22 protein-coding genes and 1 riboswitch are annotated in these 26,006 nt (G+C 56.7%); of the genes, 17 read left to right on the top strand and 5 right to left on the bottom strand.

Annotated elements, in window-relative coordinates; genetic code table 11:
- Positions 1–2 precede the first annotated feature (2 nt).
- From J4772_RS08000 to ssuD, 6 genes are read left to right on the top strand one after another with little or no spacing between them, the layout of a single operon-like run.
- A complete protein-coding gene (locus tag J4772_RS08000) occupies positions 3–1,076 on the top strand; it encodes an ABC transporter substrate-binding protein (protein ID WP_209074811.1) in 1,074 nt (357 codons plus the stop codon).
- Positions 1,077–1,113: 37 nt separating this feature from the next.
- Positions 1,114–2,235, top strand: coding sequence for an acyl-CoA dehydrogenase family protein (locus J4772_RS07995; RefSeq protein WP_209074810.1), 1,122 nt, complete (start codon positions 1,114–1,116; stop codon positions 2,233–2,235).
- A gap of 3 nt (positions 2,236–2,238) precedes the next feature.
- Positions 2,239–3,615 (top strand): LLM class flavin-dependent oxidoreductase, encoded by a 1,377-nt coding sequence (locus J4772_RS07990; protein ID WP_209074809.1) that lies wholly within the window; start codon positions 2,239–2,241, stop codon positions 3,613–3,615.
- Between the two features lie 2 nt (positions 3,616–3,617).
- Entirely contained in the window at positions 3,618–5,012 is a 1,395-nt protein-coding gene (locus J4772_RS07985) for an LLM class flavin-dependent oxidoreductase (protein WP_116062706.1), read from the top strand.
- Positions 5,009–6,451 carry a 4-hydroxyphenylacetate 3-hydroxylase family protein gene (locus tag J4772_RS07980; protein WP_209074808.1) on the top strand — a complete coding sequence of 481 codons (1,443 nt, stop codon included), beginning with the start codon at positions 5,009–5,011 and terminating at the stop codon, positions 6,449–6,451. Before J4772_RS07985 ends, J4772_RS07980 begins: the two co-directional genes overlap by 4 nt.
- A 22-nt stretch (positions 6,452–6,473) precedes the next feature.
- Positions 6,474–7,616: an FMNH2-dependent alkanesulfonate monooxygenase gene (gene ssuD / locus J4772_RS07975; protein ID WP_209074807.1), complete on the top strand. Its 1,143-nt coding sequence runs from the start codon at positions 6,474–6,476 to the stop codon at positions 7,614–7,616.
- A gap of 139 nt (positions 7,617–7,755) precedes the next feature.
- Here ssuD and J4772_RS07970 read toward each other — a convergent pair whose 3' ends face one another.
- A complete protein-coding gene (locus J4772_RS07970) occupies positions 7,756–8,631 on the bottom strand; it encodes an AraC family transcriptional regulator (protein ID WP_209074806.1) in 876 nt (291 codons plus the stop codon).
- Between the two features lie 160 nt (positions 8,632–8,791).
- Between J4772_RS07970 and J4772_RS07965 the strand changes: the two genes are divergently transcribed.
- The 4 genes from J4772_RS07965 to J4772_RS07950 all read left to right on the top strand — a co-directional run bounded on the left by J4772_RS07965 (position 8,792) and on the right by J4772_RS07950 (position 14,035).
- Complete coding sequence (locus tag J4772_RS07965; RefSeq protein ID WP_209074805.1) at positions 8,792–10,084, top strand: Gfo/Idh/MocA family protein; 1,293 nt, start codon at positions 8,792–8,794, stop codon at positions 10,082–10,084.
- A gap of 15 nt (positions 10,085–10,099) precedes the next feature.
- A complete protein-coding gene (uxaC, locus tag J4772_RS07960) occupies positions 10,100–11,506 on the top strand; it encodes a glucuronate isomerase (RefSeq protein ID WP_116062711.1) in 1,407 nt (468 codons plus the stop codon).
- Positions 11,507–11,563: 57 nt separating this feature from the next.
- Positions 11,564–12,925, top strand: coding sequence for a phosphodiester glycosidase family protein (locus tag J4772_RS07955; protein ID WP_209074804.1), 1,362 nt, complete (start codon positions 11,564–11,566; stop codon positions 12,923–12,925).
- A 150-nt stretch (positions 12,926–13,075) separates the two neighbouring features.
- A complete protein-coding gene (locus J4772_RS07950) occupies positions 13,076–14,035 on the top strand; it encodes an Rpn family recombination-promoting nuclease/putative transposase (protein WP_209074803.1) in 960 nt (319 codons plus the stop codon).
- A gap of 61 nt (positions 14,036–14,096) precedes the next feature.
- Here the strand turns inward: J4772_RS07950 and J4772_RS07945 are convergent, their stop codons facing one another.
- Positions 14,097–14,372, bottom strand: coding sequence for a hypothetical protein (locus tag J4772_RS07945; protein WP_209074802.1), 276 nt, complete (start codon positions 14,370–14,372; stop codon positions 14,097–14,099).
- A 63-nt stretch (positions 14,373–14,435) separates the two neighbouring features.
- Positions 14,436–14,732 carry a DUF3055 domain-containing protein gene (locus tag J4772_RS07940; protein ID WP_181917843.1) on the bottom strand — a complete coding sequence of 99 codons (297 nt, stop codon included), beginning with the start codon at positions 14,730–14,732 and terminating at the stop codon, positions 14,436–14,438.
- A gap of 225 nt (positions 14,733–14,957) precedes the next feature.
- Between J4772_RS07940 and J4772_RS07935 the strand changes: the two genes are divergently transcribed.
- The gene (locus tag J4772_RS07935; protein WP_209074801.1) at positions 14,958–15,953 is read left to right on the top strand and encodes an HRDC domain-containing protein; all 996 of its coding nucleotides are present in this window, start codon (positions 14,958–14,960) and stop codon (positions 15,951–15,953) included.
- A 107-nt stretch (positions 15,954–16,060) separates the two neighbouring features.
- Here the strand turns inward: J4772_RS07935 and corA are convergent, their stop codons facing one another.
- The gene (corA, locus tag J4772_RS07930; protein WP_116062779.1) at positions 16,061–16,996 is read right to left on the bottom strand and encodes a magnesium/cobalt transporter CorA; all 936 of its coding nucleotides are present in this window, start codon (positions 16,994–16,996) and stop codon (positions 16,061–16,063) included.
- A 369-nt stretch (positions 16,997–17,365) separates the two neighbouring features.
- Positions 17,366–17,478, top strand: a riboswitch (SAM riboswitch).
- 99 nt (positions 17,479–17,577) lie between these two features.
- Here corA and metA point away from each other — a divergent pair.
- The 5 genes from metA (at position 17,578) to mqnC (ending at position 23,609) form a co-directional block, all read left to right on the top strand.
- Positions 17,578–18,522, top strand: a complete 945-nt coding sequence (gene metA, locus J4772_RS07925; RefSeq protein WP_116062716.1) for a homoserine O-acetyltransferase MetA — start codon at positions 17,578–17,580, stop codon at positions 18,520–18,522.
- 6 nt (positions 18,523–18,528) lie between these two features.
- Positions 18,529–19,686, top strand: a complete 1,158-nt coding sequence (locus J4772_RS07920) for a PLP-dependent transferase (protein WP_116062717.1) — start codon at positions 18,529–18,531, stop codon at positions 19,684–19,686.
- Positions 19,687–19,706: 20 nt separating this feature from the next.
- Positions 19,707–20,894, top strand: a complete 1,188-nt coding sequence (locus J4772_RS07915) for a MalY/PatB family protein (RefSeq protein ID WP_209074800.1) — start codon at positions 19,707–19,709, stop codon at positions 20,892–20,894.
- Between the two features lie 127 nt (positions 20,895–21,021).
- The gene (locus J4772_RS07910; RefSeq protein WP_247741176.1) at positions 21,022–22,392 is read left to right on the top strand and encodes an EAL domain-containing protein; all 1,371 of its coding nucleotides are present in this window, start codon (positions 21,022–21,024) and stop codon (positions 22,390–22,392) included.
- A gap of 80 nt (positions 22,393–22,472) precedes the next feature.
- Positions 22,473–23,609, top strand: coding sequence for a cyclic dehypoxanthinyl futalosine synthase (gene mqnC / locus J4772_RS07905; protein ID WP_116062720.1), 1,137 nt, complete (start codon positions 22,473–22,475; stop codon positions 23,607–23,609).
- A 61-nt stretch (positions 23,610–23,670) separates the two neighbouring features.
- On the opposite strand, the gene J4772_RS07900 is transcribed toward mqnC, so the two are convergent.
- The gene (locus J4772_RS07900; protein WP_209074798.1) at positions 23,671–24,795 is read right to left on the bottom strand and encodes a GGDEF domain-containing protein; all 1,125 of its coding nucleotides are present in this window, start codon (positions 24,793–24,795) and stop codon (positions 23,671–23,673) included.
- A 118-nt stretch (positions 24,796–24,913) separates the two neighbouring features.
- Between J4772_RS07900 and J4772_RS07895 the strand changes: the two genes are divergently transcribed.
- On the top strand, positions 24,914–25,819 hold the full coding sequence (locus tag J4772_RS07895; protein ID WP_209074797.1) for a putative sporulation protein YtxC: 906 nt from the start codon (positions 24,914–24,916) through the stop codon (positions 25,817–25,819).
- Positions 25,820–26,006: the final 187 nt, after the last annotated feature.

Raw genomic sequence — 26,006 nt, 5'->3', positions numbered from 1 at the left:
CGATGACTATGATCAGAAAACCGTTCAAATTAATTCTTTTATTTCTGATAACGACCGTAATCCTAGCTGCTTGCGGCGGCAAAGCGGAACCGGGGGCGTCCTCCGCCTCGCCGGAGTCTCCGAAGCCATCCGCTTCAGCGTCGCAGTCCCCTGCGGCTTCCCCTTCCGCCTCTTCGGAGGAGAAGCCGAAAGAACCTCGCAAAATCACCGTCCAACTCGGATGGTTTGCCGAGCCAGAATACGGAGGAGAATACGCCGCGCTGGTTCAGGGCTATTTCGCCGAGGAAGGTCTCGACGTGACGATCAAGCAGGGCGGCCCCAAAGTGAACGGCAGGCAAATCGTCGCCACGGGCAATGCCGAATTCGGATTCGCCAAAGCCGATACCGTGTTGCAGAACCGCGAGGAAGGGCTGCCGATCGTAGCTGTGGCGGCCGCTCTGCAAGGCTCGCCTCAGGCGCTGATCTTCCATAAATCGCAGAACATTCAATCGTTCGAAGATTTGAACGGCCGCACCGCTTTCTTCGTTCCCGGGGTGCCGGCATACGAGTACGTGAAGAAGAAATACAATCTGCAATTGAAAGAGCAAGTGACCGACGGAACGCTCGTGCGCTTCCTTGCGGACGAGACGTCCCTGCTGCACGGCTTCTCCACCTCCGAGCCGATTACGCTCAAAGAACAGGGCGTGGAAGCGGAACCGTTCCTGTTGTCCGAGTCGGGCTACGATCCTTACGAGATTACGATCATTACGTCGGAAAGCTTCCTGAAGGAAAATCCGGAGGTCGTAAAAGGCTACTTGCGCGCCGTGAAGAAAGGCTGGGCGTATTACTTCGACCACTTCGAGGAAGTGAACGTGCGCATTCATGAGGACAACAAGGAATTGCCGATCCCCGCGATGAACGAGCAGGCCGTCGCCTACAAGCCGTTCGTAACGGGAGGCGACGCCGCGACGGAAGGCTTCGGCGTCATGAAGGAAGCGCGCTGGGAAGAGAACAAGAAGCAGCTGCTGGAAGTCGGCTTGCTCAAGAACGACGTCGACGTGAACGAAGCGTTCACGACGGAATATTTGCCGAAATAACGCAAACGCACAGAACGCGCGACGGAGGAAACTACCAATGAGCACTTTGATATCGCATGCGAAGGAGCAGCGCTTGATCGATCTCGCGTCCGAGCTGTCGGCGAAGTTCGCCTTGACGGCGGCCGAGATCGACCGGAACGCCGAGCTGCCGAAAGATAACTTGCGGGAGCTGTTTGAGCGCGGGCTCGACACGGCGATTCTTCCCGAAGAGAAAGGCGGAGCGGGCATCTCGTACCGGACGTTCGGACGGATCGTGTTCGAGATCGCCAGAGGGTGCCCGTCGACCGCTTGCGTCTGGCTGATGAACACAGCCGCCGCCGAATCGCTGATCACGCTCTCTTCGCCGGAGAGATCCGAGCATTATTTGCGGGAGTGGAAGCAGGGCAAGCGCTTCGCCAACGCGCTTAGCGAGCCTTCCTCGGGCAATCTATTCCTGAATCCCGTACAGGAGGCGACGCCGCTCGGAGACGGCGACTGGAGTCTCGACGGAGCGAAACGCTTCGTCTCCGGCGCCGAACTGGCCGATTACTTCCTGATCAACGCGAGCATCGATGGCCAGCCCGCCTTCTTCGGCGTGGAACGGGACGATACGGTCGACATTCACGACATCTGGGACGCGCTCGGCATGCGAGGCACGCGAAGCCAATTGATCGGCTTCCGCGGCACCCGGCTTCAAGCGGCCAACCGCTTCGTCGAGGCCGCGTCCCCGCGCCAAAATCTGATCGCGCTAGGCTTGCCGTGGCTGTCGCTCGGCATCGCCCAGGCGGCGTACGACGCGCTGATCGCGCAGGCGAAAGGGAAGAAGCTGACCGATGGCAAGCCGCTCTCTCTCGTACAGTGGATTCAGTACGAGACGGCCGACGTTCACGTTCGCCTGAAAGCCGCCAAGCTGTTGGCCGAGCGATTGCTGGAGCTGGCGGACGAGGGCTCCCAGGAGACGATCATCGTCTCGATGGAAGCCAAAATCCTGGCGAATCAGATCGCCAAGGATGCAGCCGATCTCGGCTTGCGCGTCGGAGGAGGGCTGGCGTTCACGCGCGCGCTGTCCTTCGAGCGCCATCTGCGCGATGCCCAGGCGGGCGGCTTGATGGCTTATTCCAGCGAGCTGTGCCGGCTGTACGTCGCCAAGTATGAGCTTGGCGTCCAGGAACAGGGCTGAGCGATGGCGAAGCAGATCCGGTTCAACGCCTTCGACATGAACGCGGCCATGCACAATCCGCACGGCCTGTGGAAACATCCGGACAACGAGCGGCATCGTTACAAGGATTTGCGGTACTGGGTCGAACTGGCGCAACTGCTGGAGCGCGGCTTGTTTGACGCCTTGTTTCTCGCGGACGTATACGGGTTTTACGACGTGTTCCGCGGCAGCCGCGACGCCGCGCTGCGGGACGCCGTCCAGGCCCCGATCAACGATCCGGCGCTGATTATCCCGACGATGGCCTATGCGACCCGACATCTCGGCTTCTCCGTGACGGTGCCGACGACCTACGAGCATCCTTACGCCCATGCGAGACGAATGACGACGCTGGATCATCTGACGAACGGCCGTATCGGCTGGAACGTCGTCACGGCCTTCCTCCCGAGCGCCGCCCGCAATTTCGGGCTGAACGGGATGATCGGACACGACGAGCGCTACGAGCGGGCCGAGGAATACATGGAAGTCGTCTACAAGCTGTGGGAGGGCAGTTGGGCCGATGACGCCGTCGTTCGCGATCCGGCCGCAGGCGTCTATACCGATCCTCTCAAGGTTCGGGAGATTGGTCACGAAGGGAAGCATTACCGGGTTCCCGGACCTCATCTGAGCGAGCCTTCGCCCCAGCGGACTCCGGTCATTTATCAGGCGGGCGCGTCGGAGAGGGGCAGGGCGTTCGCCGCCAAACACGCGGAATGCGTCTTCATCGACGGTCACTCCTTCGAGAGCATGAAGTTTTACGTGGACGACATTCGTGCCAGAGCGGCCGCGTACGGCAGGGAGCCGGACGATGTCCAAGTGTTCATGGCGCTCAGCACGATCGTGGGAAGAACGGAAGCCGAGGCGGAGGAGAAATATCGCGAATTGACCGATCTAAGCAGTACGGACGGCCCACAGGCCATCTATGGCGGATATACGGGAATCGACCTGGCGCAGGGCGATCCGAACCAGATTTTGACCTATCGGGCGACGGATCACGGGCAGACGGTCATGGCGAGATATACGAAGCTGTCTCCGAAGGAGATGACCTACGGGGAAGTGATCGAGTCCGTTACTAGAATCGGCGGAAGAACCGTGCTGCTCAAAGGCTCGGCCGAGCAGGTCGCCGACCGGATGCAGGAGTGGGTCGAGAAAACCGGTATAGACGGCTTTAATCTCGGCCACCTGGTTACGCCAGGCAGTCTTAAGGAAATCGTCGAGCTGATCGTGCCGATCTTGCAGGAACGGGGTTTATACAAAACAAGCTACGTAGCGGGCACGATGCGCGAGAAGCTGTTCGGAGCCGGCCGCGCCCGGCTTCCCGAGCGGCATCCGGGCGCGGGATACCGCTTGGCGCGAGGGGAATGAACATGGGGAAACAAATACGGCTTAACGCATTCGATATGAACACGGCCATGCACAGCGCGCACGGCTTATGGAAGCATCCCGCGAGCGAACGACACCGGTACAAGGATTTGCGCTATTGGGTCGAACTGGCGCAATTGCTGGAGCGGGGCTTGTTCGACGCCTTGTTCCTGGCGGACGTATACGGATTTTACGACGTGTTCCGCGGCAATCGCGACGCCGCGCTGCGGGACGCCGTCCAGGTGCCGGTCAACGATCCGTCGCTGATTATTCCGACAATGGCGTACGCGACGGAGCATCTGAGCTTCGCGGTCACGATTCCGACGACCTACGAGCCTCCTTACGCCCATGCGAGAAGAATGTCCACGCTCGATCATCTGACCGGAGGCCGGGTAGGATGGAATATCGTCACTTCGTTTCTGCCGAGCGCCGCAAAGAATTTCGGACTCGACCAGGCGGTCAACCACGATCGCCGCTACGAGGTTGCGGACGAATACATGGAAGTCGTCTACAAGCTGTGGGAAGCGAGCTGGGAGGAGGACGCCGTCGTTCGCGACGCCGTGCGCGGCATCTATACCGATCCTTCCAAAGTTCACGAGATCAATCACGAGGGGCGGTATTACAACATTCCGGGACCTCATCTGAGCGAGCCTTCGCCTCAGCGCACGCCCGTGCTGTATCAAGCCGGGACGTCCGCCAAAGGGCGGGAGTTCGCCGCGAAGCACGCCGAGTGCGTGTTCATCGACGCGCACAACTACGAGAGCCTGAAGTTTTACGTCGACGACATCCGCACGAAGGCCGTCTCCTACGGACGCAAGCCGGAGGACGTAAAAGTGTTCATGGCCATTAACTCCATCGTGGGCCGGACTCGAGCGGAAGCGGAGGAGAAGCTCAGGGAATATACGGCCCTGCGCAGCGAAGACGCTCCGCAGGTGCTGTACGGGGGCTTCAGCGGCATCGACTTGTCGAAGTACGACCGTTCCGACTATTTGTCCTATTTCGCTTCCGATCACGGACAGGCGGCCGTAGCCCGGTTCACGACGATGTCGGAGAAGCGGATGAACGTCGGAGAAGTCGTCGACGAGATCGTCAAGATCGGGGGACGAAGCGCCCTGCTGTTCGGCTCGGCCGAAGAAGTCGCCGATCAGATGCAGGCTTGGGTTGAGAAGACGGGCATCGACGGCTTTAATCTCGCTCATCTTATTACGCCCGGGAGCTTGAAGGACATCATCGATCTGGTTGTGCCGATCTTGCAGGAGCGCGGCCTGTACAAAACGGAATACGCCAAGGGAACGATGCGCGAGAAGCTGTTCGGGCCCGGCGCAAGCCGTCTGCCGGACAGACATCCGGGCGCGGCATTCCGCCGCGCAGGCGAGGCGAAGGAGCGATCGGGAACATGACATCGAGAGGCCAACGTTTTCTGGACAGCCTTCAGGACGGCAGAAACGTATGGGTAGACCAGGAGAAAGTAACCGAACTGCCAGGGCATCCGGCTTTCTCCGGAACGCTCTCCACGATCGGCCGACTGTTCGACCTGCTTGACGATCCCCGCCGTAGAGACTATGTCGGGTACGCGGCGGACGATAGCGGCAGATTCGCCCACAGCTCGTTTCTCGTGCCTTACACCGCCGAAGATTTGGCGAAGAGAAGCCGAGCTTTCGCTTATTGGGCCAAGGAAACGAACGGCGTCATGAGCCGTCTGTCCGATTATGCGCGCTCGCTGGTAGCGGGGTGGTATGGCTCGCGCAAGCAGCTCGGCAAGCTGGACGCCGGGCTGGAGGCGAAAATCTCCGCGTACTACGAGGAAGCTCGGGACAACGACCGCTTCTTGACGACTTCGCTGCTGGACCCGCAGATCGACCGCTCGAAGGGGCTGGACGACAAGCGGCTCGCCGAGCGATACTTGCATGTCGTCAAAGAAACGAAAGAAGGCATCGTGCTGAGCGGAGCCAAGATGATCGCGACGGGCGCGCCCTACACGCACGATTTTCTCATTTTCTCGTTCAATAAACTGGATGCCCGGCATAGTAAGCACGCCCATGCGCTGATCGTGCCGGCCGGATCGGAAGGGCTGCACATCGTATGCCGGGAATCGTTCGCCGAGCCCGACGGGCAGGATCATCCGCTCAGCTCGCGCTACGACGAGATGGACGCGGTGCTGCTGTTCAACGAAGTGCTAGTTCCGTGGGAGCGGGTGCTGCTGAACGGGGACGCCGACGCGGTCTGGAAGCTGCGCTCGCATGTGCCTTCGAATTCGCTTGCTTTCCACCAGACGGTCGTTCGCTTCGTCGCCAAGCTGGAATTCGTCGCCGGGGTGACGTTCGCCGTCGCCGATGCGATCGGGGTGAACGGTTTTCTCCACGTTCAGGAGAAGCTCGGCGAACTCATCACGCAGATCGATACGATCAAAGCGCTACTGATTGCCGCAGAAGCGCAGGCGAAGCCCGACCCGGCAACGGGAATGTGGCTGCCGGAGCCGACGTTCATCGATACGGCGAGAAGCATCGGGACGAAGCTGTACCCGCGTGCGATTGAGATTTTGCAGCAGGTCGGCGGGGGAGGGTTTGTGCAGACGCCCGCACGGATGAGCCAGTTCGACGGTCCGCTCGGCGACTTGCTGAACCGATACTTCGAAGGGGTGTCGGTGGGCGCCGAGCAGAAGGTCCGGCTGTTCAAGCTGGCCTGGGATCTGATCGGAAGCCCCTTGGGCTCGCGGCACGAGCTGTACGAAAGGTTCTATGCCGGCGACCCGGTAAGGAGCTATGCCAATCAATATTTAAGCAGCGACAAGGCCGCGCTGATCGATCCGGTATGGAAGCTGTTGAGGCAGACGCGCTAGTCAGGAAAGGGGCTTGAAGGAAATGGAAGTGTTCTGGTTCATCCCGACTCACGGGGACGGAAAATATTTGGGTACCGGCCATGGCGCCCGGGCGGTCGACTTCGACTATATGAGTCAAATCGCCAAAGCGGCCGACAGTCTCGGATTCGGAGGCGTACTGCTGCCGACGGGCAAATCCTGCGAAGATCCTTGGATCGCCGCATCCGCGCTTATTCCGATTACCCGTCGGCTCAAGTTTCTCGTCGCGGTCCGGCCTGGGCTTATGTCCCCGACGATCGCCGCGCGAATGGCGTCGACGTTCGACCGGATTTCGGGCGGACGGCTGTTGATCAACGTAGTGACCGGCGGCGATCCGGTCGAGCTGGCCGGAGAGGGCTTGCATCTGAGCCATGACGCCCGCTACGACTTGACGGACGAATTTCTGACCATTTGGCGCAAGGCGCTGCAGGGCGAAGAAATCGACTTCGCCGGCGAGTACATTCGCATCGACGGGGGCAAAGTGCTGTACCCTCCCGTGCAGCAGCCTTATCCGCCGCTTTACTTCGGAGGCTCCTCCGACGCGGGCCACAAGGTCGCCGGCCGCCATGTCGACGTCTACCTGTCCTGGGGGGAGCCGCCGGAGCAGGTGGCGGAGAAGATCGCCGTCGTTCGCGAGCTGGCCGCGCAGCAAGGAAGGACGGTGCGATTCGGCATTCGTCTGCACGTCATCGTCCGGGAGAAGGAGGAGGACGCCTGGAAAGCCGCGGAAGAGCTGATCGGCTACTTGGACGACGAGACGATCGCCAGCGCGCAGAAAATATTGGACCGCTTCGATTCGGTCGGACAGCGGAGAATGATGAACCTGCACGGCGGCAGCCGCGAGGCGCTGGAGATCAGCCCAAATCTGTGGGCCGGCGTAGGCCTCGTGCGCGGTGGAGCCGGCACGGCGCTTGTCGGCGATCCGCAGACGGTCGCCGACCGCATGAAGGCGTATTCCGAGCTCGGCATCGAGACGTTCATTCTGTCCGGCTATCCGCATCTCGAAGAAGCGTACCGGACGGCCGAGCTACTCTTCCCGCTGCTTCCTCTGGCGAACAAACAAGAGCGGCCGACGGGCAATTCGTATGTCAGTCCGTTCGGAGAGATGATCGCGAACAACGAAATTCCGAAGGCTAGCGCCCGATGAGGGCGATTCCCGACTGGGATTGGCTGGGCAACTGTACAAGCGGCTGACGGCTTGCTTGACGATGGTTCATTAAAGACTCAAAATCAAATCGGAAGCGAAAACGTAATATTCCAATGAAGCCTCCCGACCGCATTATATGCTATTGTGGAGAGGCGGCGCTATGCTCCTTGCGATAATCCCGGGCGGAAGCCCGGGTTATTTTTTTAAACGTTTTTCCGAAGTGGGAGAAGTTGTCGAAGCCGGTGCGGGCCGCAATCTCGGTGATCGGCAGACGGGTCGCGCGAAGCAGTCGCTGCGCTTCCTTGACGCGCGTCAAATTCAGGTAGTCGATGACCGTAAAGCCGGTAGCCGCTTTGAACGAGCGGCTCATATGGTACGGGCTGATATAAAAACGCTCGGCCAGTTCGCCGACTTTGATCGGTTCTCCGTAGCTCGCGTTCAGGTAGCGCACGATTTCGGACATTTTGCGATGCATCGGCGAGGACAGGGAGGCTTCCGGGGCATGCCCGGCTTGAACGGCGCGAGCAGAGAGCAGCAATAGCTCCGCGAACGCCGACCTAAGGGCTAGCTCGAAACCGGGAGGTCGCATACGAAGCTCTTCGAGTATGCGGTCCGTTAATGCGTCTAGCCGAAGCCTTTGCTCGCCCTTCAGCCGGACGATCGGCGCGGCGGCGACGAAAGGGCCCAGCAGCAGCTCGGCATGCTCCCCGAGTACGTTCCGGACGTAGCGATCGTCGATATGGACGACAATGCGCGCATGAGCGGGGTCGCCTGCGAGCAGGGTTCGGTGCAGCATGTTAGGTCCGATGAAGACGAGGTCGCCGGCTTCTACGCCGTACGTCGAATCGCGGACGAAATAATCGCGCGTGCCGGACAACAGACAGTACAGCTCGAAGTAAGAATGAAAATGATGCGCTTCCATCGTAAAGGGTTGGGTGCGGCTCACGTACTCGATGTAGAAAGGGTCGGACAAGTTTCCGTGCTCAAGCCTCTCCGTCAAAGATGAAGCAGTCAACGCGGCAGCACCTTCTTTCCGTTCGCTATGATCTATTACGTATTATAGCAAAATATGCGGGGTTTTGGCCGAAGTGAGCAGGAAAGAAGGAGAAAACGTTTCTTGTTTGCTATAAGTTACTCTTATCGGAACAACAAATCCAACATAAGGGTGAGCGAATATGAACGACAAGAAAAAGTATGTGTTAGTCGGTTCGGGAGGACGGGCGGAGTTTTTCTATTCGGCGATCGCGACGTCTTTCCGCGATACGTCGGAGCTGCTGGCGTTCTGCGACACGAATCAGACTCGAATGGAGTACGCCAATCGGCAGTTGACCGATCGTTACGGCTACCGCCGGGTGGCGACTTACAAGGCCGAGCAGTTCGAAGAGATGATCGCGAAGGAACGGCCCGACGCCGTCATCGTGACAAGTGTGGATCGCACTCACCATACGTACATCATCCGCGCGATGGAACTGGGCTGCGACGTCGTGACCGAGAAGCCGATGACGGTCGACGAGAAGAAGTGTCAGGATATTTTGGACGCGGTCGAGCGTACCGGGCGGAACGTGCGGGTGACGTTTAACTATCGCTATGCGCCGCACCATACGAAAGCCCGCGAACTGATCGAAGACGGCGCGATCGGCAAAATTACTTCGGTCCACTTCGAATGGCTGTTGAATACGCAGCACGGGGCGGATTATTTCCGGAGATGGCACCGGGACAAAAGAAACAGCGGCGGGCTGCTCGTTCACAAGTCGACGCACCATTTCGATCTCGTCAACTTCTGGATCGGCTCGGAGCCGGATACGGTGTTCGCTTTCGGGGATTTGCTGTTCTACGGCAAGGAGAACGCGGAGCAGCGCGGAGTGACCCAGTTTTACGACCGCGCGACCGGAAATCCGAACGCCAAGGACGATCCGTTCGCGCTGCCGCTCGACGGGAACGACAACCTGAAGGCGCTCTATCTGGACGCCGAGCATGAGGACGGCTATCAGCGCGACCAGAGCGTGTTCGGAGACGGCATCAGCATCGAGGATACGATGGGCGTGCTGGTAAGGTATAAGAACAATGCGATTTTGACGTATTCGCTTAACGCCTACCTCCCTTGGGAAGGCTACCGCATTGCGTTTAACGGCACGAAGGGGCGCATCGAGATGACAATCGTCGAACAATCGTACGTCAACTCGGGCGGCGAGAAATCCGAGGAAGGCGCGCTTAAAGACAGATCCATCACCGTGTTCCCGATGTTTGCGGCTCCTTACGAGGTCGACGTTGAAGAGGGCGAAGGCGGACACGGCGGCGGCGATCCGGTGCTGCTGAACGATATTTTCGGCGTTCCGGCGGAGGATCGGTTTAAGCGGGCGGCGAATCATATCGACGGAGCGAAAAGCATATTGACGGGCATCGCGGCGAACCGTTCGATCCGCACGGGGCAGGCGGTGCGTGTAGACGAGCTGGTCAAATTTCGATGAAGGGGCGATAACGGAGTGAAGGAGTTCATGGGCGATCACTTTTTGCTTCAGAGCGAGGTTTCGCGGAGGCTGTATCACGATTACGCGGCGGGGCAGCCGATTATCGACTACCACTGCCATCTGAATCCGCAGGAAATCTACGAGGACAAGCGCTTCGGCAACCTCGCGGAAATTTGGCTGTACGGGGACCACTACAAGTGGAGGGCGATGCGGGCGAACGGAATCGAGGAAACGCTTGTGACCGGAGGGCCGGGGGTGGACGACTACGACCGTTTCCTCGCCTGGGCGAGGACGGTTCCCGCGACGCTCGGCAATCCGCTGTATCACTGGTCGCATCTCGAGCTGAGGCGCTATTTCGGCATCGAGGAACCGATTAACGAGAAGAACGCGCCGGCGATCTGGGAGAAGGCGAACGCGGTGCTGCGTTCCGAGGACTTTTCCGTCAGAAGGCTGATCCGGGACCAGCGCGTGCGCGTCATCTGCACGACCGACGATCCGACCGATACACTGGAGTATCACGAGGGGATTAAAGGTATCGCCGATTTCGATTGCCTTGTGCTCCCGTCGTTCCGGCCCGACAAAGGGCTGGAAATTCGCCGCGACACGTTCGTGCCTTGGGTGCGCAAGCTCGGCGAGACGGCGGGAATGAACGTCGATACGTACGAAGGTTTCCTGGAGGCGGTAGACAACCGCATCGCCTTCTTCGCGAAGGTCGGCTGCAAAGTGTCGGACCATGCGCTCGATCGCGTCCTGTACGCCGAGACGAGTCTTGGAGAAGTGTCCGCCATCTATGCGAGAGCTCTTGGCGGCGAGACGTTGACGCTGGAGGAGGAAAGCAAGTACAAGACGTACACGCTGCTTCATCTGGGCGAGCAGTACAGCAAGCTCGGCTGGACGATGCAGCTCCACATCCATGCATCCCGGAACAACAACAGCCGTTCGTTCGCCCGGCTCGGGCCGGATACCGGCTTCGACTCGATTCACGACGGCGAACTGGCCTATCCGCTGATGAAGCTGCTGGACGGCATTGATGCCAAAGCAGGCTTGCCAAGAACGATTCTATACTCGCTGAATCCAAAGGATTATTATGTGCTGGGAACGGTGATGGGGAGCTTCCAGGGCGGCGGAATTCCGGGGAAAATTCAGCTCGGCTCGGCTTGGTGGTTTAACGATACGAAGGACGGCATGCTGGAGCAGATGAACGCATTGGCTAATCTCGGCCTCTTGTCCCGGTTCGTCGGCATGCTGACGGATTCCCGAAGCTTCCTGAGCTATCCTCGTCATGAATACTTCCGCAGAATTTTGTGCGATATGCTCGGCGGGTGGGTCGAGCGCGGAGAAGCCCCGGAGGATATGGAGTTGCTCGGCGGCATGGTGGAGGATATCTGCTACCGCAACGCTAAAAATTACTTCGGCTTCTAAACATTAGCCCCCTTCCGTCCGAAAATAACGTTATTCGGAATGGAGGGGTCTTTTTTCGTGGGTAAAAGGTTGCGTTTTTTGGCGAAGACAGCAGGAGTAGCACTAATTGGATTCAGCTTGATGGGAGCGGATGCCGGGACAGATAGGCCTGCGGCATCGTCGGCTTCACAAGAGGATCAGACGGCGGAAGACGGACTGGTTTGTCCGCGAGAAACGGTTAAACTGCCTATGAACGCGAAGACGAGTCTGGACGCTCTGTTTCAATATGAGCCGTATTTATACTATGAATTCGCAAATCCGAAGTTAGCCCGCGTCACTTCGCAAGGCATCGCGATACCGCTGGCAAAAGGAACGACGCAAGTAGAGGTCACAGCGTCCGGCTACGAGCGCGAGGCCGCCAGTTGCAGCTTCCGGTTGCAGATTGTCGATCCCGTCAAGTTCAAGTCGGCCTCCGCGCCGAAGACGGAATCGGGCCAAACGAAGCTGAACGGCCGGAAAGCCTACGTCAATACGATCGTGCTGCCGCAAGGGATGCCAGCAGGTCTGGGACTTGGGAAGGACGCGCTCGGCAACGCGGAAGCGATGAAAGCGATCGTAACGAGGCGTCAGGCGAGCTATGCGATTAACGGCACTTATTTCGCCGCGTACAACGATGAAGTGCCGTTGCCCTACGGAACGCTGGTCAAAGACGGCGAGCTGCTGTTTAATACCGGCAGCGTAGGAACGATTGTTAGCTTTGCTGCGGACGGCACCGCACGGCTTGATGAGGCGTCGCCGAGCATTGTAGGGGGCTTCGATGGGCTGTACGATTCGCAGCGTCGCTGGTCGGCAAGCTACGTAAACCGTCGGGCAGGCAGCGGGACAACGATCTATACGCCCGACTACGGCGCGAGAATCGGCACCGATAAAGGCGTCATGATCGTCGTAAGCGACGGTAAGGTGATTAGGGTAGCGAAAGGCGAAAACGCCAAAATACCCCGCGACGGCTACGTGATCGTCAATCAGCGCGAAAGCTTGGCGGAGCTGAAGGAAATGTTCAAGGTCGGCCGGAAGGTGCATTACCGCGTGACGTACTCGAACGCGGAGGGGAGACTCGTTCGCTGGAACGATGTCGTAACGGCCGTGCAGGCCTGGCCGAAGCTGATCGAAGGCGGCAAGGTAGTCGAGAAGGACGGGGCCGACGCCAAGCGTGCCGCCCGTAGCGGTATCGGAATTACGAAGGACGGCCGTGTCGTCATGGTCACGACCGGTTCGGCAACGCACGGAGAAGTCGCCGAATTATTGCGAGCCAAGGGCGCCGTCGATGCGATGGGGTTGGACGGAGGCGCTTCGGCCGGCATCTACTCGCAGGGAGTTCAGTTGTTCACGCCGGGGCGGAATTTGAGCAACGTGCTGCTGTTCGGCCCGGATTTACGATAAGGTTGGCTCTGGCGCAAATGGCCGAGGTTTGGTACAATTTAGGCAAGGTTTGAATATTCGGTCGTGAAGAACACGCCGCTTGCTCCCTGTTTTACGGGGAGTAGGCGGCGTTTGTCGTTTTCGGCCGACTCAAAGAGGAGGCAGGTGGAGATGAGAAACAGAGGGATGCGGGATCAGGAGAAAGGCGCGGCGATACCGCATGACGAAGCATTCAAGAAGCTGCTGCAAACTTTTTTTGCAGAGTTTATCGAGCTGTTTTTTCCCGAATTGGACGTTTTGCTGGATCATAGTCATACGAGGCTGTTGATGCAGGAGCAGCTCGTCGATATTGTCGGCGAGGAGGCGAAAATTCTCGATTTGCTATTGGAAACCCGCTACAAAGCGCTGGATGCGTACATTCTGGTTCATATGGAGCCGCAATCGTCGCGTAAGAAGGACTTTTCCGAACGAATGTTCATTTATTTCGGTCGTCTGTTCGAGCGTCATCGCAAGGAGCATCGACTGATTATTCCGATCGCCATCTTCACCGCGGACGAAGGCGGCGAGGAACCGGATACGTTCAGGATGGCCATCCCGGGGCGCGAAATCGTCCGATTTCAATATTGGAAGGTGGAGCTGAGGCGGCATTCCTGGAGGAGGTTTGTCGATTCGGACAATCCGGTAGCTGCTGCACTGCTGGCGAAAATGGGTTACAATGAGAATGAGAAAAAAGAAATGCGTCTGGCGTATTTGCGGATGCTTTTACGGCTCAGAAGGAAGCTGGACGATGCGCGGATAGCGCTGCTGATGTCGGTGGCGGATTTGTATTTCAAACCCGACCCTGAGCAGGACGAGCGAATCATGCGCGAATTGATGAACGATCATCCGAAGGAGGGGGAAGCAATTATGGAATTGATGCCGGCCTGGAAGCGTTGGGGGTATGAGGAGGGCATTGAAGAGGGACTGTTGAAGGGCAAGGAGCAGGGAGTAGCTGAAGGAAAAGCTGAAGGTATGGCAGAAGAGAGGGCTAAGGTAGTCCGCAAAATGCTCGCTAAAGGTTTGGATGCAGCGCAAATCGCCGATATGCTCGACCTTACGCATGACGAGGTGCAGCGAATCGGGAAACGATAGAAACTCAGGCCCGGGGATGGTCGACAGAAATGCCGATTCCATATCCGGGCCGAACGAGCGGCTAAGGATAATCTTCTTCGACAACTTCGTCCGGAGCGTCGACGTCTCCCGGGTAGCCTCGCTCCATACCGGCATGGAACTCGCGATTTTCATAGGAGAAAGGGTTAGGCGGACGCTGGTCGTCGCGCCATGGTGAGCTTTTGCCGATGGCATGCATCGGAGCGGGTGAGCCGTAAGGCCCCTCCGGGAACTCCTCGGAAGCGAGGTCGTTGCGCTGCGATTCTACTGTGGCCAGATCGGTCGACGGCTGCTTGTTTTCAGGAGAGAAAGGGGACATGGCGAAATCTCAACTCCTTCTTAAGGCGACTGATTCCGTTAGCATATCCGAACCATTCGTCCGTTAATCGGTGAAGTTGACAGCTCCCAGTACGAGAGTCAGGAACTGAGCTAGCTCAGCGGCTTCTTCTTCGGAGATGCGAAATGCCGATTCAAGCACGCCCTCTTCCTCCAGGTCGTCGGGGCCGAGTATGGCGCTTCGCCCGAACATCATGTCGGTGACCAATTTTTTGCCGTAAAAACGGTTCGTCGTTAATATGGCCAGATCGAAGCGTTTAAGGCCGGGAGTAATGAATGTAACAAAACGGGTCGACGTTTGTTCAGTCGAATCGGACAGAAAATCGTAATCTTTCAAAACCATGCGGATAAGTCCTCCTTGGGGCAGTTGTTGCCTTTATTATAAATGATCAAAGAGGTCTTGCCTAACCTGGATAATTCTGATAATCTTAAGTTGTTCAATGTTCGCACGATTGAGGAAGCACCTCATCGCCAAACCGGCGTGGGGTGCTTTTTTTGTTTTTCCCTGGCCGGCGTTGCAGTTGAACGCACATTATGAAGCCGCGGATGCGGCCGGGGAGGAATTGGAATGCAGGTTGTATTTTTGAATCAGTTCGAGCGGGTGACGGGACATGCGGATGAGCGCGCACAGGTGTTCATCGGCGAACTGCAGGGGATTTGGAGCGTTGGCTGGCGGACGCTTCAAGATGCGGCGTCGGAGGTGCAGGATCTGTGGTACGAGGGCATGAGCTGGGAAGAGCTGCTGGCTGCGTTCCGTCATGGGGTCGCTGTCAAAATGAAGCTGGGCTTCAGGCCTCTTCTGGACGGAATGTTGGAGGAGGTGCCGTTCTGGGAACGTCGTCAAGCTATGCCGCAGCTGCTGCAATGCTATGCGGATACGCAAGATGCGGAAGAAGTGGTATCTACGCTTCGGACCTGGAGGAGAGCCAGAGCGGTCGAAGAGAAGAAGTCGGCCTATCTGATCGCGACGAACCGGGAAGTGCAGCTGCTGGCCGTTTATTTGCCCCATTCGCTGGACGAGTTGGGGGAGATTCCGGGCTTCGGGAAGGTTAAGACGGAACGATACGGCGGCGAGATCATCGAACTGCTGCAGGGCATGGAGAGGCGGCATACGTTTCCGCTTAGCGAGTGGGTGCCGGGATCGGTAACTGCAGAGCAGTTGGCGTCCTGGATGTTCCGGCAGCAGGAGGAGAAGTACAGCAAGAAGCTGGCGATTGTCAGGGAGAAGCGTTCTCTTCTTGAAGGAATACGCGGCGGTAAAACGCTGGTTCAATTAGGGGACGACCTAAAATGCTCGCGCCGGGCGCTCATTGAACGAATTGAGCGTCTGGACGAGGAAGGATACGATGTGCTCCCGATCGTGGAGCGGGAGCTCAGCGAGTTGACCGAAGAGGAAGCGCAGCAATTCGAAACGGCCATCGGCGAGCTCGGAGATCAATATTTGAAGCCGCTGCTTCGCAAAATGTATGGGGATTCCGTCTCCGCCGATGAAGCGGAGACGAAATACGCGAAGCTGCGCATGATGCGAATCCGGCATCGCAGATCGGTCGTTCAAGCCGTCTGATCCGCGAATATAAACAAAGCCGGCTTCCCTTCGTATGGATGAAGGAAGCCGGCTCTAAGGGCGTATCGTTCGCCTATCGGACGGATCGGGTGCGGGTTGGCTCGCTTTCATAGCCAATCCTTCTTGCGGAACAAGTAAAACATGCCAATGCCGATGACGGTCATACAGACGATCAGAACAACCGAACCGTAGGCGAAATGCATTCCGGGAATATAGTCGAAGTTCATTCCGTAAATTCCGGTAATAAAGGTCAATGGCATGAAAATGGTCGTGAGAGCGGTAAACACTCTCATAATTTCGTTCGCGCGGCTCGCCAGACTGGATTGGTAAGCCTCTCGTAAGTTCCCCATCAGGTCGCGGTAAGTCTCGAACGTTTCATAAATTTTGACCGCGTTCTCGTGAATGTCGCCAAAGTATTTCTGCAAATCGTTGTCAATCAGGCGCAAATCCTTCTTGTTGAGTGTGGCAATCAAATCACGCTGCGGTCCCAGCGCTTTCTTCAGCCACAAAATCTCGCTTCGAAGTCCAATGATCTCGGTCAGATGGGATTTCTTCGTATGCATGAGAATATCTTCTTCGAGGCTTTCGATGCGGGCTTCGATCCTGTCGCCTACCGTAATGTAATTGTCGACGACAAGGTCGACGAGGTGGTACATGAAGCGGTCGGCCGTATCGACCTCCTGCTCCCATAGAATCGGCTTGACGCTGCGGATTTCGTTGATCTTCTGACGGGTAACCGTAATCAGATAGTGACGGCCGAGAAATAGGTTCACCGCCCGCAGGAAAATTTCCTCATCGTCGAAGCGGATGCTGTTGATCACAAGAAAATACTGGTTTTCGTAAATTTCCAGCTTGGGGCGCTGTTCCTCTTCCGTCAAGCAGTCCTCGACGGCCAGATCGTGAAGCCCGAACAGGGGCTGAAGGACGACCAGATCGTCTACGTCCGCGTCAATCCAGTAAAATCCGTTTTTCGGCGCAATCAATGTTTCTTCAATGCTGTCGATCGGCGTAAATATGCCATTGTTTACAAGTCTGATTTTCATGGGAATCGCTCCTTTTGCATGTCCGTTTCCGTTCATGCAGGACGACTCCGCCTAAGCGATATAGATTATCCGGAAGAGGCCGGACATCGTTATCTTGCCAATGACGGAAATCGATCCTGCATTTTTTATGTGACTTCCATCCGGCTTCGGTTTATCGCCTTCCATGCCCGGCTCCCCCCTTTTTGCAGTCGCGTGGACTTTGTCGATAATGTTGGTTAACGTGATAAGTATAATCCTCACCCCCCAAACCTTTCAAGGAGAAAATCAAGCCTTTGCAGACGGCGGTCCGCGCATAAACGACACCTTGACTGTCCCCGTGATTTCGGGTACATTAAGGGTAGTTTTCCCGACAACCAAATAATGATGGCCATCTTATCAAGAGCAGGCGGAGGGACTAGCCCTATGAAGCCCGGCAACCGGCGTAGCTATTATACGCACGGTGCTAATTCTTGCGGAAACGGTATGTTTCTGACAGATGAGAGGGGCGCGCGTACGATTGACGGATACACGACCCTGAACTCATTTGGGGTCGTTTTTTTATTTGGCGACATGCAACATTCGGCCCAATAGGAGGAATGAATATGCCGATTAAAGTACCGGACCACTTGCCGGCCAAGGAAGTGCTGGCACAAGAAAACATCTTCGTCATGGATGAAAGCGTCGCGTATCATCAGGATATTCGCCCGCTGCGGATCGCGATCCTGAATTTGATGCCGACCAAGGAAACGACGGAAACCCAACTGCTGCGCCTGATCGGAAATACTCCGCTGCAAGTGGAGGCGGTATTGCTGCATCCGAAGACGCACACATCCAAAAATACGTCCACTGAGCATCTGTCCAGCTTCTATAAAACGTTCGAAGACATTAAAGACGAGAAGTATGACGGGATGATTATTACCGGCGCTCCTGTCGAGCACTTGCCGTTCGAGGAAGTGAACTACTGGGAAGAGCTGAAGGAAATTATGGATTGGTCGGTCGATAACGTGACGTCCACCTTCCATATTTGCTGGGGAGCGCAGGCAGGGCTGTATCACCACTTCGGCATTCCGAAATATCCGCTTCAGGACAAAATGTTCGGCGTCTTCGCGCATGGAGTGACGAAACCAAATACGCCTCTGCTGCGGGGCTTCGACGAAATGTTCTATGCGCCTCAGTCCCGCCACACCGAAGTGTTGAGGGAGGACGTGGAGAAAGCGCCGGGGCTGGAAATTTTGTCGGAATCGGAGGAGGCCGGGGTCTACATCGCGGCGTCAGCGGACGGCAAACAGATTTTCGTGACCGGCCATTCCGAGTACGATCCGCAATCGCTCAAGTGGGAGTATGATCGAGACAAAGCCAAAGGACTGCGGGTTAACGTTCCGAAGAACTATTTTCCGAACGACGACCCGACGAAGTTCCCGCTATCCACCTGGAGAGCGCACGGCAACCTGCTGTTCTCCAACTGGCTGAATTATTACGTTTACCAAGCAACGCCATATGAGCTAGGCAAAGCCAAGTCGCAAACCAATTCGTTAGGAGGCGCTTGAATCATTATGAAAATTGAAAGTCGCTTGGCCCAAATCGGGTCGCAGAACGATCCGCAGACGGGAGCGGTAAGCTTCCCGATCTATCCTTCCACCGCCTTCCGGCATCCTCGCCTCGGGCAAAGCACGGGCTTTGACTATTCCCGTTCGAAGAGCCCGACGCGCGCTGTGCTGGAAGCGGCGGCGGCCGACCTGGAAGGCGGGGACGCAGGCTTCGCGACTAGTTCGGGCATGGCCGCGCTGCAGATCGTTTTCTCTTTGTTCAGCAGCGGAGACCATTTGCTCGTATCGCTGGATCTATACGGCGGAACCTACCGTCTGCTGGAGCAGGTGATGTCCAGGTTCGGCGTGACGGCGACTTATATCGATACGAATGATCTGGATGCCCTGGAATCGCATCGCAAGCCGAATACGAAGGCGGTGCTCATCGAGACGCCGACGAACCCTCTGATGATGATTACGGATATTGCCAAGGTGGCGGCTTGGGCAAAGCGTAGCGGCCTGCTCACAATTGTGGACAATACGCTGCTGACGCCGTTCTTCCAACGGCCGATCGAGCTTGGCGCAGATATCGTCGTCCACAGCGCAACCAAATACCTGGGCGGCCATAACGACGTGCTTGCGGGTCTCATCGTAACTAAGGGCGAGAAATTGTCCGCGGACGTGGCGTTCTTGCATAACTCGATTGGCGCGGTGCTTGCTCCCCAGGACTCCTGGTTGTTGATGCGCGGCATGAAGACGCTGGCGCTGCGGATGGAACGGCACCAGGCAAACGCGACGAAGATTGCTGAGTGGCTTAAGGATCACCCTTCCGTGGAAGAGGTATACTACCCGGCGCTGCCGGATCACCCCGGACATGAGATTCAGAACGCCCAGTCTTCCGGTAATACAGGCATCTTCTCCTTCCGAATGAAGGATGCCCGCACGATTGAACCGATCCTGCGCCACATTAAGCTGATCGCATTTGCGGAAAGCCTGGGAGGCGCGGAGTCTCTGATGACCTACCCGGCGGTACAGACGCATGCGGACATACCGGAAGAAATCCGTCGCGCGGTCGGCGTGGACGACCGGTTGCTGCGGTTTTCCGTCGGACTTGAGCATGGGGACGATATTTTGGAGGATCTGCGGCAGGCAATCGAGGCTGCGGAGCGGGAAATCAACGGGTAAAACGAATCGGAGGAAAACGCATGAAATACGATTTCGACAGACGCATCGACCGGACGGGAACGGCCTCCTACAAGTGGGATCAATCGGAGAAGCTGTTCGGTCGTCCCGATATTCTGCCTTTGTGGGTAGCGGATATGGATTTTGAGCCCCCGAAGGAAGTCGTGGACGCGATCAAGCATCGAGCGGAGCATGGCATTTACGGCTACACGATGCGGCCTCAAAGCTATTACGACGCCATTGTCGGATGGCTGTCGCGACGCCATGGATGGCGGATCGAGCAGGATTGGCTCTCTTCCAGCCCGGGAGTGGTGCCGGCGCTGAGCGTGGCGGTGCAGACGTTTACGCAGCCGGGGGACGGAATCATTTTACAATCGCCGGTCTATTATCCGTTCTACGACGTCATTCGCATGAACGGGCGAGAGGTCGTGAACAATCCGCTAGTCCTTCGCAATGACCGCTATGAGATGGATTTCGAGCTGCTGGAGAAGCAGGCGGCGGCCGGGGCAAAAATGCTGTTGCTGTGCACGCCGCACAATCCCGGCGGACGAGTATGGACGCGCAAGGAACTGGAGCGGGTCGCAGAAATTTGCGCGAAGCACGGACTGCTTGTCGTCGCGGACGAAATTCACCACGATCTCGTCTTCTCCGGCCATAAGCACGTGCCGTACGCTTCCTTGTCGGAGGCGAGCGCGCAGCATTCCATTACCTGCATCGCGCCAAGCAAAACGTTTAATCTCGCCGGGTTGCAGGCGGCGGCTGTCGTCATCCCGAATGCGGACGTTCGCCGTCAGTACAATGCGGCGCTCAAAACGCTGTCCATCCACATGGAGTCGTACTTCGGACTGACCGCGACCGAGACGAGCTATGCGCACGGCGATGAATGGCTGGATCAATTGCTCGTCTATTTGGAGGGCAATCGGGACGCGCTGCTCGCTTACGTGAAGGAGCATTTGCCGCAAGTGAAGGCGATGTCGCCGGAAGGTACGTACATGGTATGGATGGACTGCACGGCGATCTCGAACAAGCCTTCGGAGCTGAAGCAGCTCATGTTCGACAAAGCGGGCGTCGCCTTCACCGAAGGCTCCGTGTTTGGCGAACAAGGAGCCGGCTACTTGCGGGTGAATCTGGCCTGTCCGCGCTCTTTGCTGCTCGAGGCGCTCGATAAGTTTGTCGAAGCGATTCGAGAAGAAAGCGCAACCCGTACCTAACAAAGTGGAAACCGCAGGAAATGTGTCGATTCCTGCGGTTTTTTGCTTTGTTTTATCTAACCGTCTTCGCTCCTTTTGTGTTATAATATTCCAATCTATTTCAAGACAGGGATGATGGAACTTGAGAATGCAGAAGATGATCGACCGGTTTTCATGGGCATGCCGCATGCTGCTGCCTGACCGGTTGCTTAGGTTCTATCCGCCGGACTTCACCTTGCGCCGCCCAACCGTTTCCTTGTTGAACAAGAGAATCAGACGAGGCAAGGACTGCTATCTGACGTTGTTCAAGCTGGATTGCTATCCTGTTAAGCAGGAGATTTCCCGCGGCGAATGGTCCAACTTTCTGGAAGCCGCCCGTCGTCATCTTCGCATCTCCGCAATGAACCGTTTCGAGGAGCAAGAGGTAATCGCGCTAGTTCAGTATTCCGACACCGAGCTCATTATGCTGACCGAGAGCCGATACTTCAAAGAGAAAAGCAGCTTCGTGCCGGAGAAATTACGGCTGTTGCTCGACGGAGTGCGTACCGACTTGGAGGTCGGTCTGGCGGGGCATCGCCCCGAATGGAGAAATACGCTGACCGTCGTTTCTGCTTCAGTGCCGTTTTCCGCCGCCCCCGCGTCCGATGCCCCAACCGAAATTTTGCTGCTGGAAAGCTATCAATCCGCGTTGGCGTTGGCAACGGGGACAATTACGCCTCAGATGCAGAGTCTGCGGAGCGAGCTGGAGCATGTGCTGGACAACGGGACGATTACCGTATTAGCGCAGCCAATTATGAATTTGACGACGGGAGACGTGTTCGGATGGGAGATGCTGACGCGGGGGCCGGAAGGATCTCTGCTGCATTTTCCGGACGAGCTGTTCAATTTCGCCACGCAGAGCCGACTTCTCAGCCGTTTGGAATTTCTCGTCGTTAAGCGCGCGCTGGACGAGATCGCTTCTCGCAGCATTAAGGAACCGGTGTTTCTGAACATAACCGCAGTGACGCTGTCGCATCCTCTTTTTCTCTCCCATGTGCTTGAATGCTTGGAACGGAGTCCGTCGCTCAGCGCTCGGCAGGTGATTTTTGAAATTACGGAGCGCCACCAGATTACAAATTTTACAGCAATGAATGCCATTTTGGGATCGTTCCGCCAGCACGGCTTCCGCTTTGCGGTGGACGATGCCGGTTCGGGCTATTCCAGTCTGCAATGGATCGGAGAACTCGTTCCTGAGCTGATCAAGATCGATAGTTCGGTCATTAAGCATGTCGACCAGATCGCCATCAAGGAATCGCTACTGCGAGCCATCGTCATGGCCGCTCGAGAGATGAATTGCGAGATTGTGGCGGAGGGAGTCGAGCGCGAGGAGGAAGCCGACATCCTGTTCAAGCTCGAAGTCGATATGGGGCAGGGCTATTACTTCGCGCGACCAAACGTACTGTTGCATGAGCACGAACGGCAGATGTTTCAGGAAACGAAAGATCGGATTCAACATCGCCGCGGACTTGTCGCCTCTTAGGTGACTCCCGCGGTGATTTTATGTTACGATGGGATAAGGTTTGAAGAGGACAGCAGTCCACCGAGGAGGAGGGTCCGAACATGAGTCAAGTGGATCGGATATTGGAAGGCGCTCTGCAGGGCAAACGTCTTCAACAGGAAGATATTGTTGCTTTGTTCGAGAGCGATGAAATAGAAAAGATGGGGCATACGGCTAACCGGATTATGCTGGCCAAGCATCCGGAGCCGATCACGACGTTTGTCGTGGGGCGTAACGTCAACTACACGAACGTGTGTGACGTTTATTGCCGTTTTTGCGCGTTCTACAGGGCGCCGGGCTCCAAGGAAGGCTATGTGCTGCCGGACGAAGCGATCTTCCAGAAAATTCAGGAGACGATCGACGTGGGCGGCACCGAAATATTGATGCAGGGCGGGACGAATCCCGACTTGCCGTTCAGCTATTATCTGGACTTGCTGCGCGGCATCAAGCAGCGCTTCCCGAGCATCACCATGCACTCGTTCTCCCCTGCGGAAATCCGCAAGATGCAAGTCGTGGCCGGCAACATCCCGATCGAGGATGTCGTCAGACAGCTTCACGAGGCGGGCCTGGACTCGCTGCCGGGCGGCGGCGCGGAAATTCTCGACGATAGGACGAGGAAGAAAATCAGCCGTCTGAAGGGCTCTTGGAAAGACTGGATGGAAGTGATGACGACCGCGCACAAAATCGGCATGAACACGACGGCGACGATGGTCATCGGGTTTGGCGAATCGATGGAGGAGCGGGCGCTGCATCTGCTGCGCGTACGCGACGCGCAGGACGAATGCTTGAACAACGGCTATCCGTCCCCGGGCTTCCTGGCATTCATCCCGTGGACTTTCCAGCCCGACAACACGAACATGAAGCGCGAGAAGGCGACGCCGGAGGAGTATCTGAAGACGCTGGCCATCAGCCGAATCGCTCTCGACAATATCCAGAACTTCCAGTCGTCTTGGGTAACGATGGGACCGGAGATCGGCAAGCTGTCGCTGCAGTACGGCTGCAACGATTTCGGCAGTACGATGATCGAAGAGAATGTCGTCTCGGCCGCAGGCACGACGCATAAAGTCAATATCGAACTTATCCTTAAGTTGATTCGCGAAAGCGGCAAAATTCCGGCTCAGCGCAACACGAAGTACGAGATTTTGAAGGTGTACGGGGAAAGCGAGACCGCCGAGAAGGATTACGTCATGCAGAACTGATTCATAAATAAAGGGCCGTTCCGTGGGCGATTTGCGACCCGGGAACGGCCCTTTATTTCGCTCAACAGCTTCCGCTTGCGGCAAGATGCTGCGGCGTCTGTTCAGGCTGGGCGATGACGGTGCGGTTCTTGCCCGAGCGTTTCGCCTCGTACAGAGCCGCATCCGCCAGCTTAAACAGTTCTTCCTTGCCCATTCCCGGAATGTAGGCGTTCAGCCCGATGCTGACGGTTACATTGCTTCCGTCCAACGTGTCGTGCGACGAGGCGGCAATCTCCTTGCGAATATCCTCGACCAGATCGAACGCCTCCTGAAAGCTTTTCTCCGTAAACAAAATAACGAACTCTTCTCCGCCGTACCTGGCGACGAAGTCGTTGCTTCCGGTTTTCAAGCGGGCGATCGAAGCGACTTTGCGCAATACGACGTCCCCTGCTTTGTGGCCGAACGTATCGTTGATTTTCTTGAAATTGTCGATATCCATAATGGCCAGATGCAGCTGTAACACTTCTTTGTCCGCCTGTGCGACAAGGTAGTCCGTATATTCGTGATAAGCCATGTGGTTGTAGGTGTCGGTAAGCGCGTCCGTCTTCGCCAGCTTGTCCATCATTATCGTGCGCACAAGCAGCTCCTGATTCGATTCGTACGAGCTGCGCAAATGACTCAAAATTTCTTTGCCTCTGGCAAGAATGCCGAATCCGATTCCGCTGTATACAAGCAAAATGATCGCCATCGTCAGCACTCCCGCGCTTGACATGCGCTCCTCGATCTCGCCGTTAAACGCAAGCAGTGCGGCAAAAGCGACGCCGGTAATCAAGATGGCGTACACCAGCTTTTTGTACTGGAAATAAAAAATGCTGATCAAAATCGGAAAAAACAGAAGAAACAGGAGATACTCCAAGGAAGAATGAACGAAGGTGACGGTATAGGTTAACAAAGTGGCAGTCGTGATGAGGATGTAATCGTGATGCTTGGAAAAATAACGAATGCTGATTTCCGCAGCGATCAGGATGACTCCCATGATTGCCGCCGGTCGGACGATGTATAAGGAGATGAATTGCGCGGCAGGCAGTTCGGTTACTTGCAAATAAAGGAATTCAGTGGCTATGGATAGCAGGAACACGACCCAGCAGCCCTTCAGCAGTAACCGATTCCAACGTATCTGACGATTGGAAAACGACGATAAAGACATAGGGACGTCCTTTCTTGATCAAACTTTATAAAATATACCATAAACGCCCTGCCATCGTATATCCCTTTTTGGGCCACCATATAGTTAAGTAACGAGTCGGAAGGGTGGAGGCGGGGAAATGAAAAAAAAGATGAAGTTCGTCGTGGCATACGCAAGCGATCCTCCTTCGCTGGAACGGCTGGCGGGCATGCTGAGCCGAACGTTCGTAGATGCTGACGCTCCGGTGGACAGCGTGTTATGGGAGTTAAGCCAGGAAGACGGCGTGATTCGCTGTCAGTTCCCGATCGGTCCGGGGCCGCAAGGAAAAAAGAATTCATGCGACCGCGTCGGAAAGGTGTTGGCGGAATATACGCTGTCGGAGCAAGAGCCGTCGCTGCTTAGGAAGCTGTTTCGATCCAAGTTCAGCTTAAGCGATGCAATGGAGCTCGATGCAATGATTGCGGAAGCCGTTGCGCTGCTGGACGGCGAGCCGGAAGCGGACAGCGGGTGGATGGGCCGTGGAAGGGAGCGCAGGCGGCAGAAGCTGGCTGACAAGTTTTCGCAGTATTTGGCGGAGCATGAACGTTTGAACCTGGAAGGCTTTCTGAGGTTCCGCCTCTCCGACTACCGAGCCGAAGTTCTGGAAGCGGCCGAAGCGGCAATTGAAGAGCGAATGATGGAGCGTCAGTACCAGGAATTCATGGCCTTGCTTAAGTCGATGGTGGAGCGGCAGGAATCGAGAACGCCGACGGTTCACGTTCTGCATTCCGGCGGGCATGCCTTCCGGTTGCTCGATGAGGAGCTGCGTCCGCTCGGAGAAGCCGACGAAGCCGAGCCGGAAGCGCCGGGACGGTCGAACTCGGGCGGGAAGGAAAGCTTGGAGGAGACCGAGGAAGAGGAAAGCTTGCTGGTTAGTCGGCTGCTTGTCGCTTCGCCACGTCAGCTATATATCCATACGCCGGAACCTGAAGCGCAAGTCATTCGTACGATCATTGGCATTTTCGGAGATCGGGCGTCGCTATATCCCGACCTTCCGGTTCATTAAGGGAGCCTGAGCTGTTAGTTGCTGCGGGATATTGACGGATATCGGACACAATCGATATAATAAGCAGTATGAAATCCACATTCAAAAGCGATGAGAAAGACAATGCTGTCTGAACCGGACGGTCCAGAGAGAGGAACCTTAGGCTGCAAGTTCCTTCCGTAACGACTGACAGATACCCCTTTCGAGC

The sequence above is a fragment of the Cohnella sp. LGH genome, from assembly GCF_017671885.1.
In the GTDB taxonomy this organism is placed as follows: domain Bacteria; phylum Bacillota; class Bacilli; order Paenibacillales; family Paenibacillaceae; genus Cohnella; species Cohnella phaseoli.
This window is presented reverse-complemented; position numbering and strand designations above follow the sequence as displayed.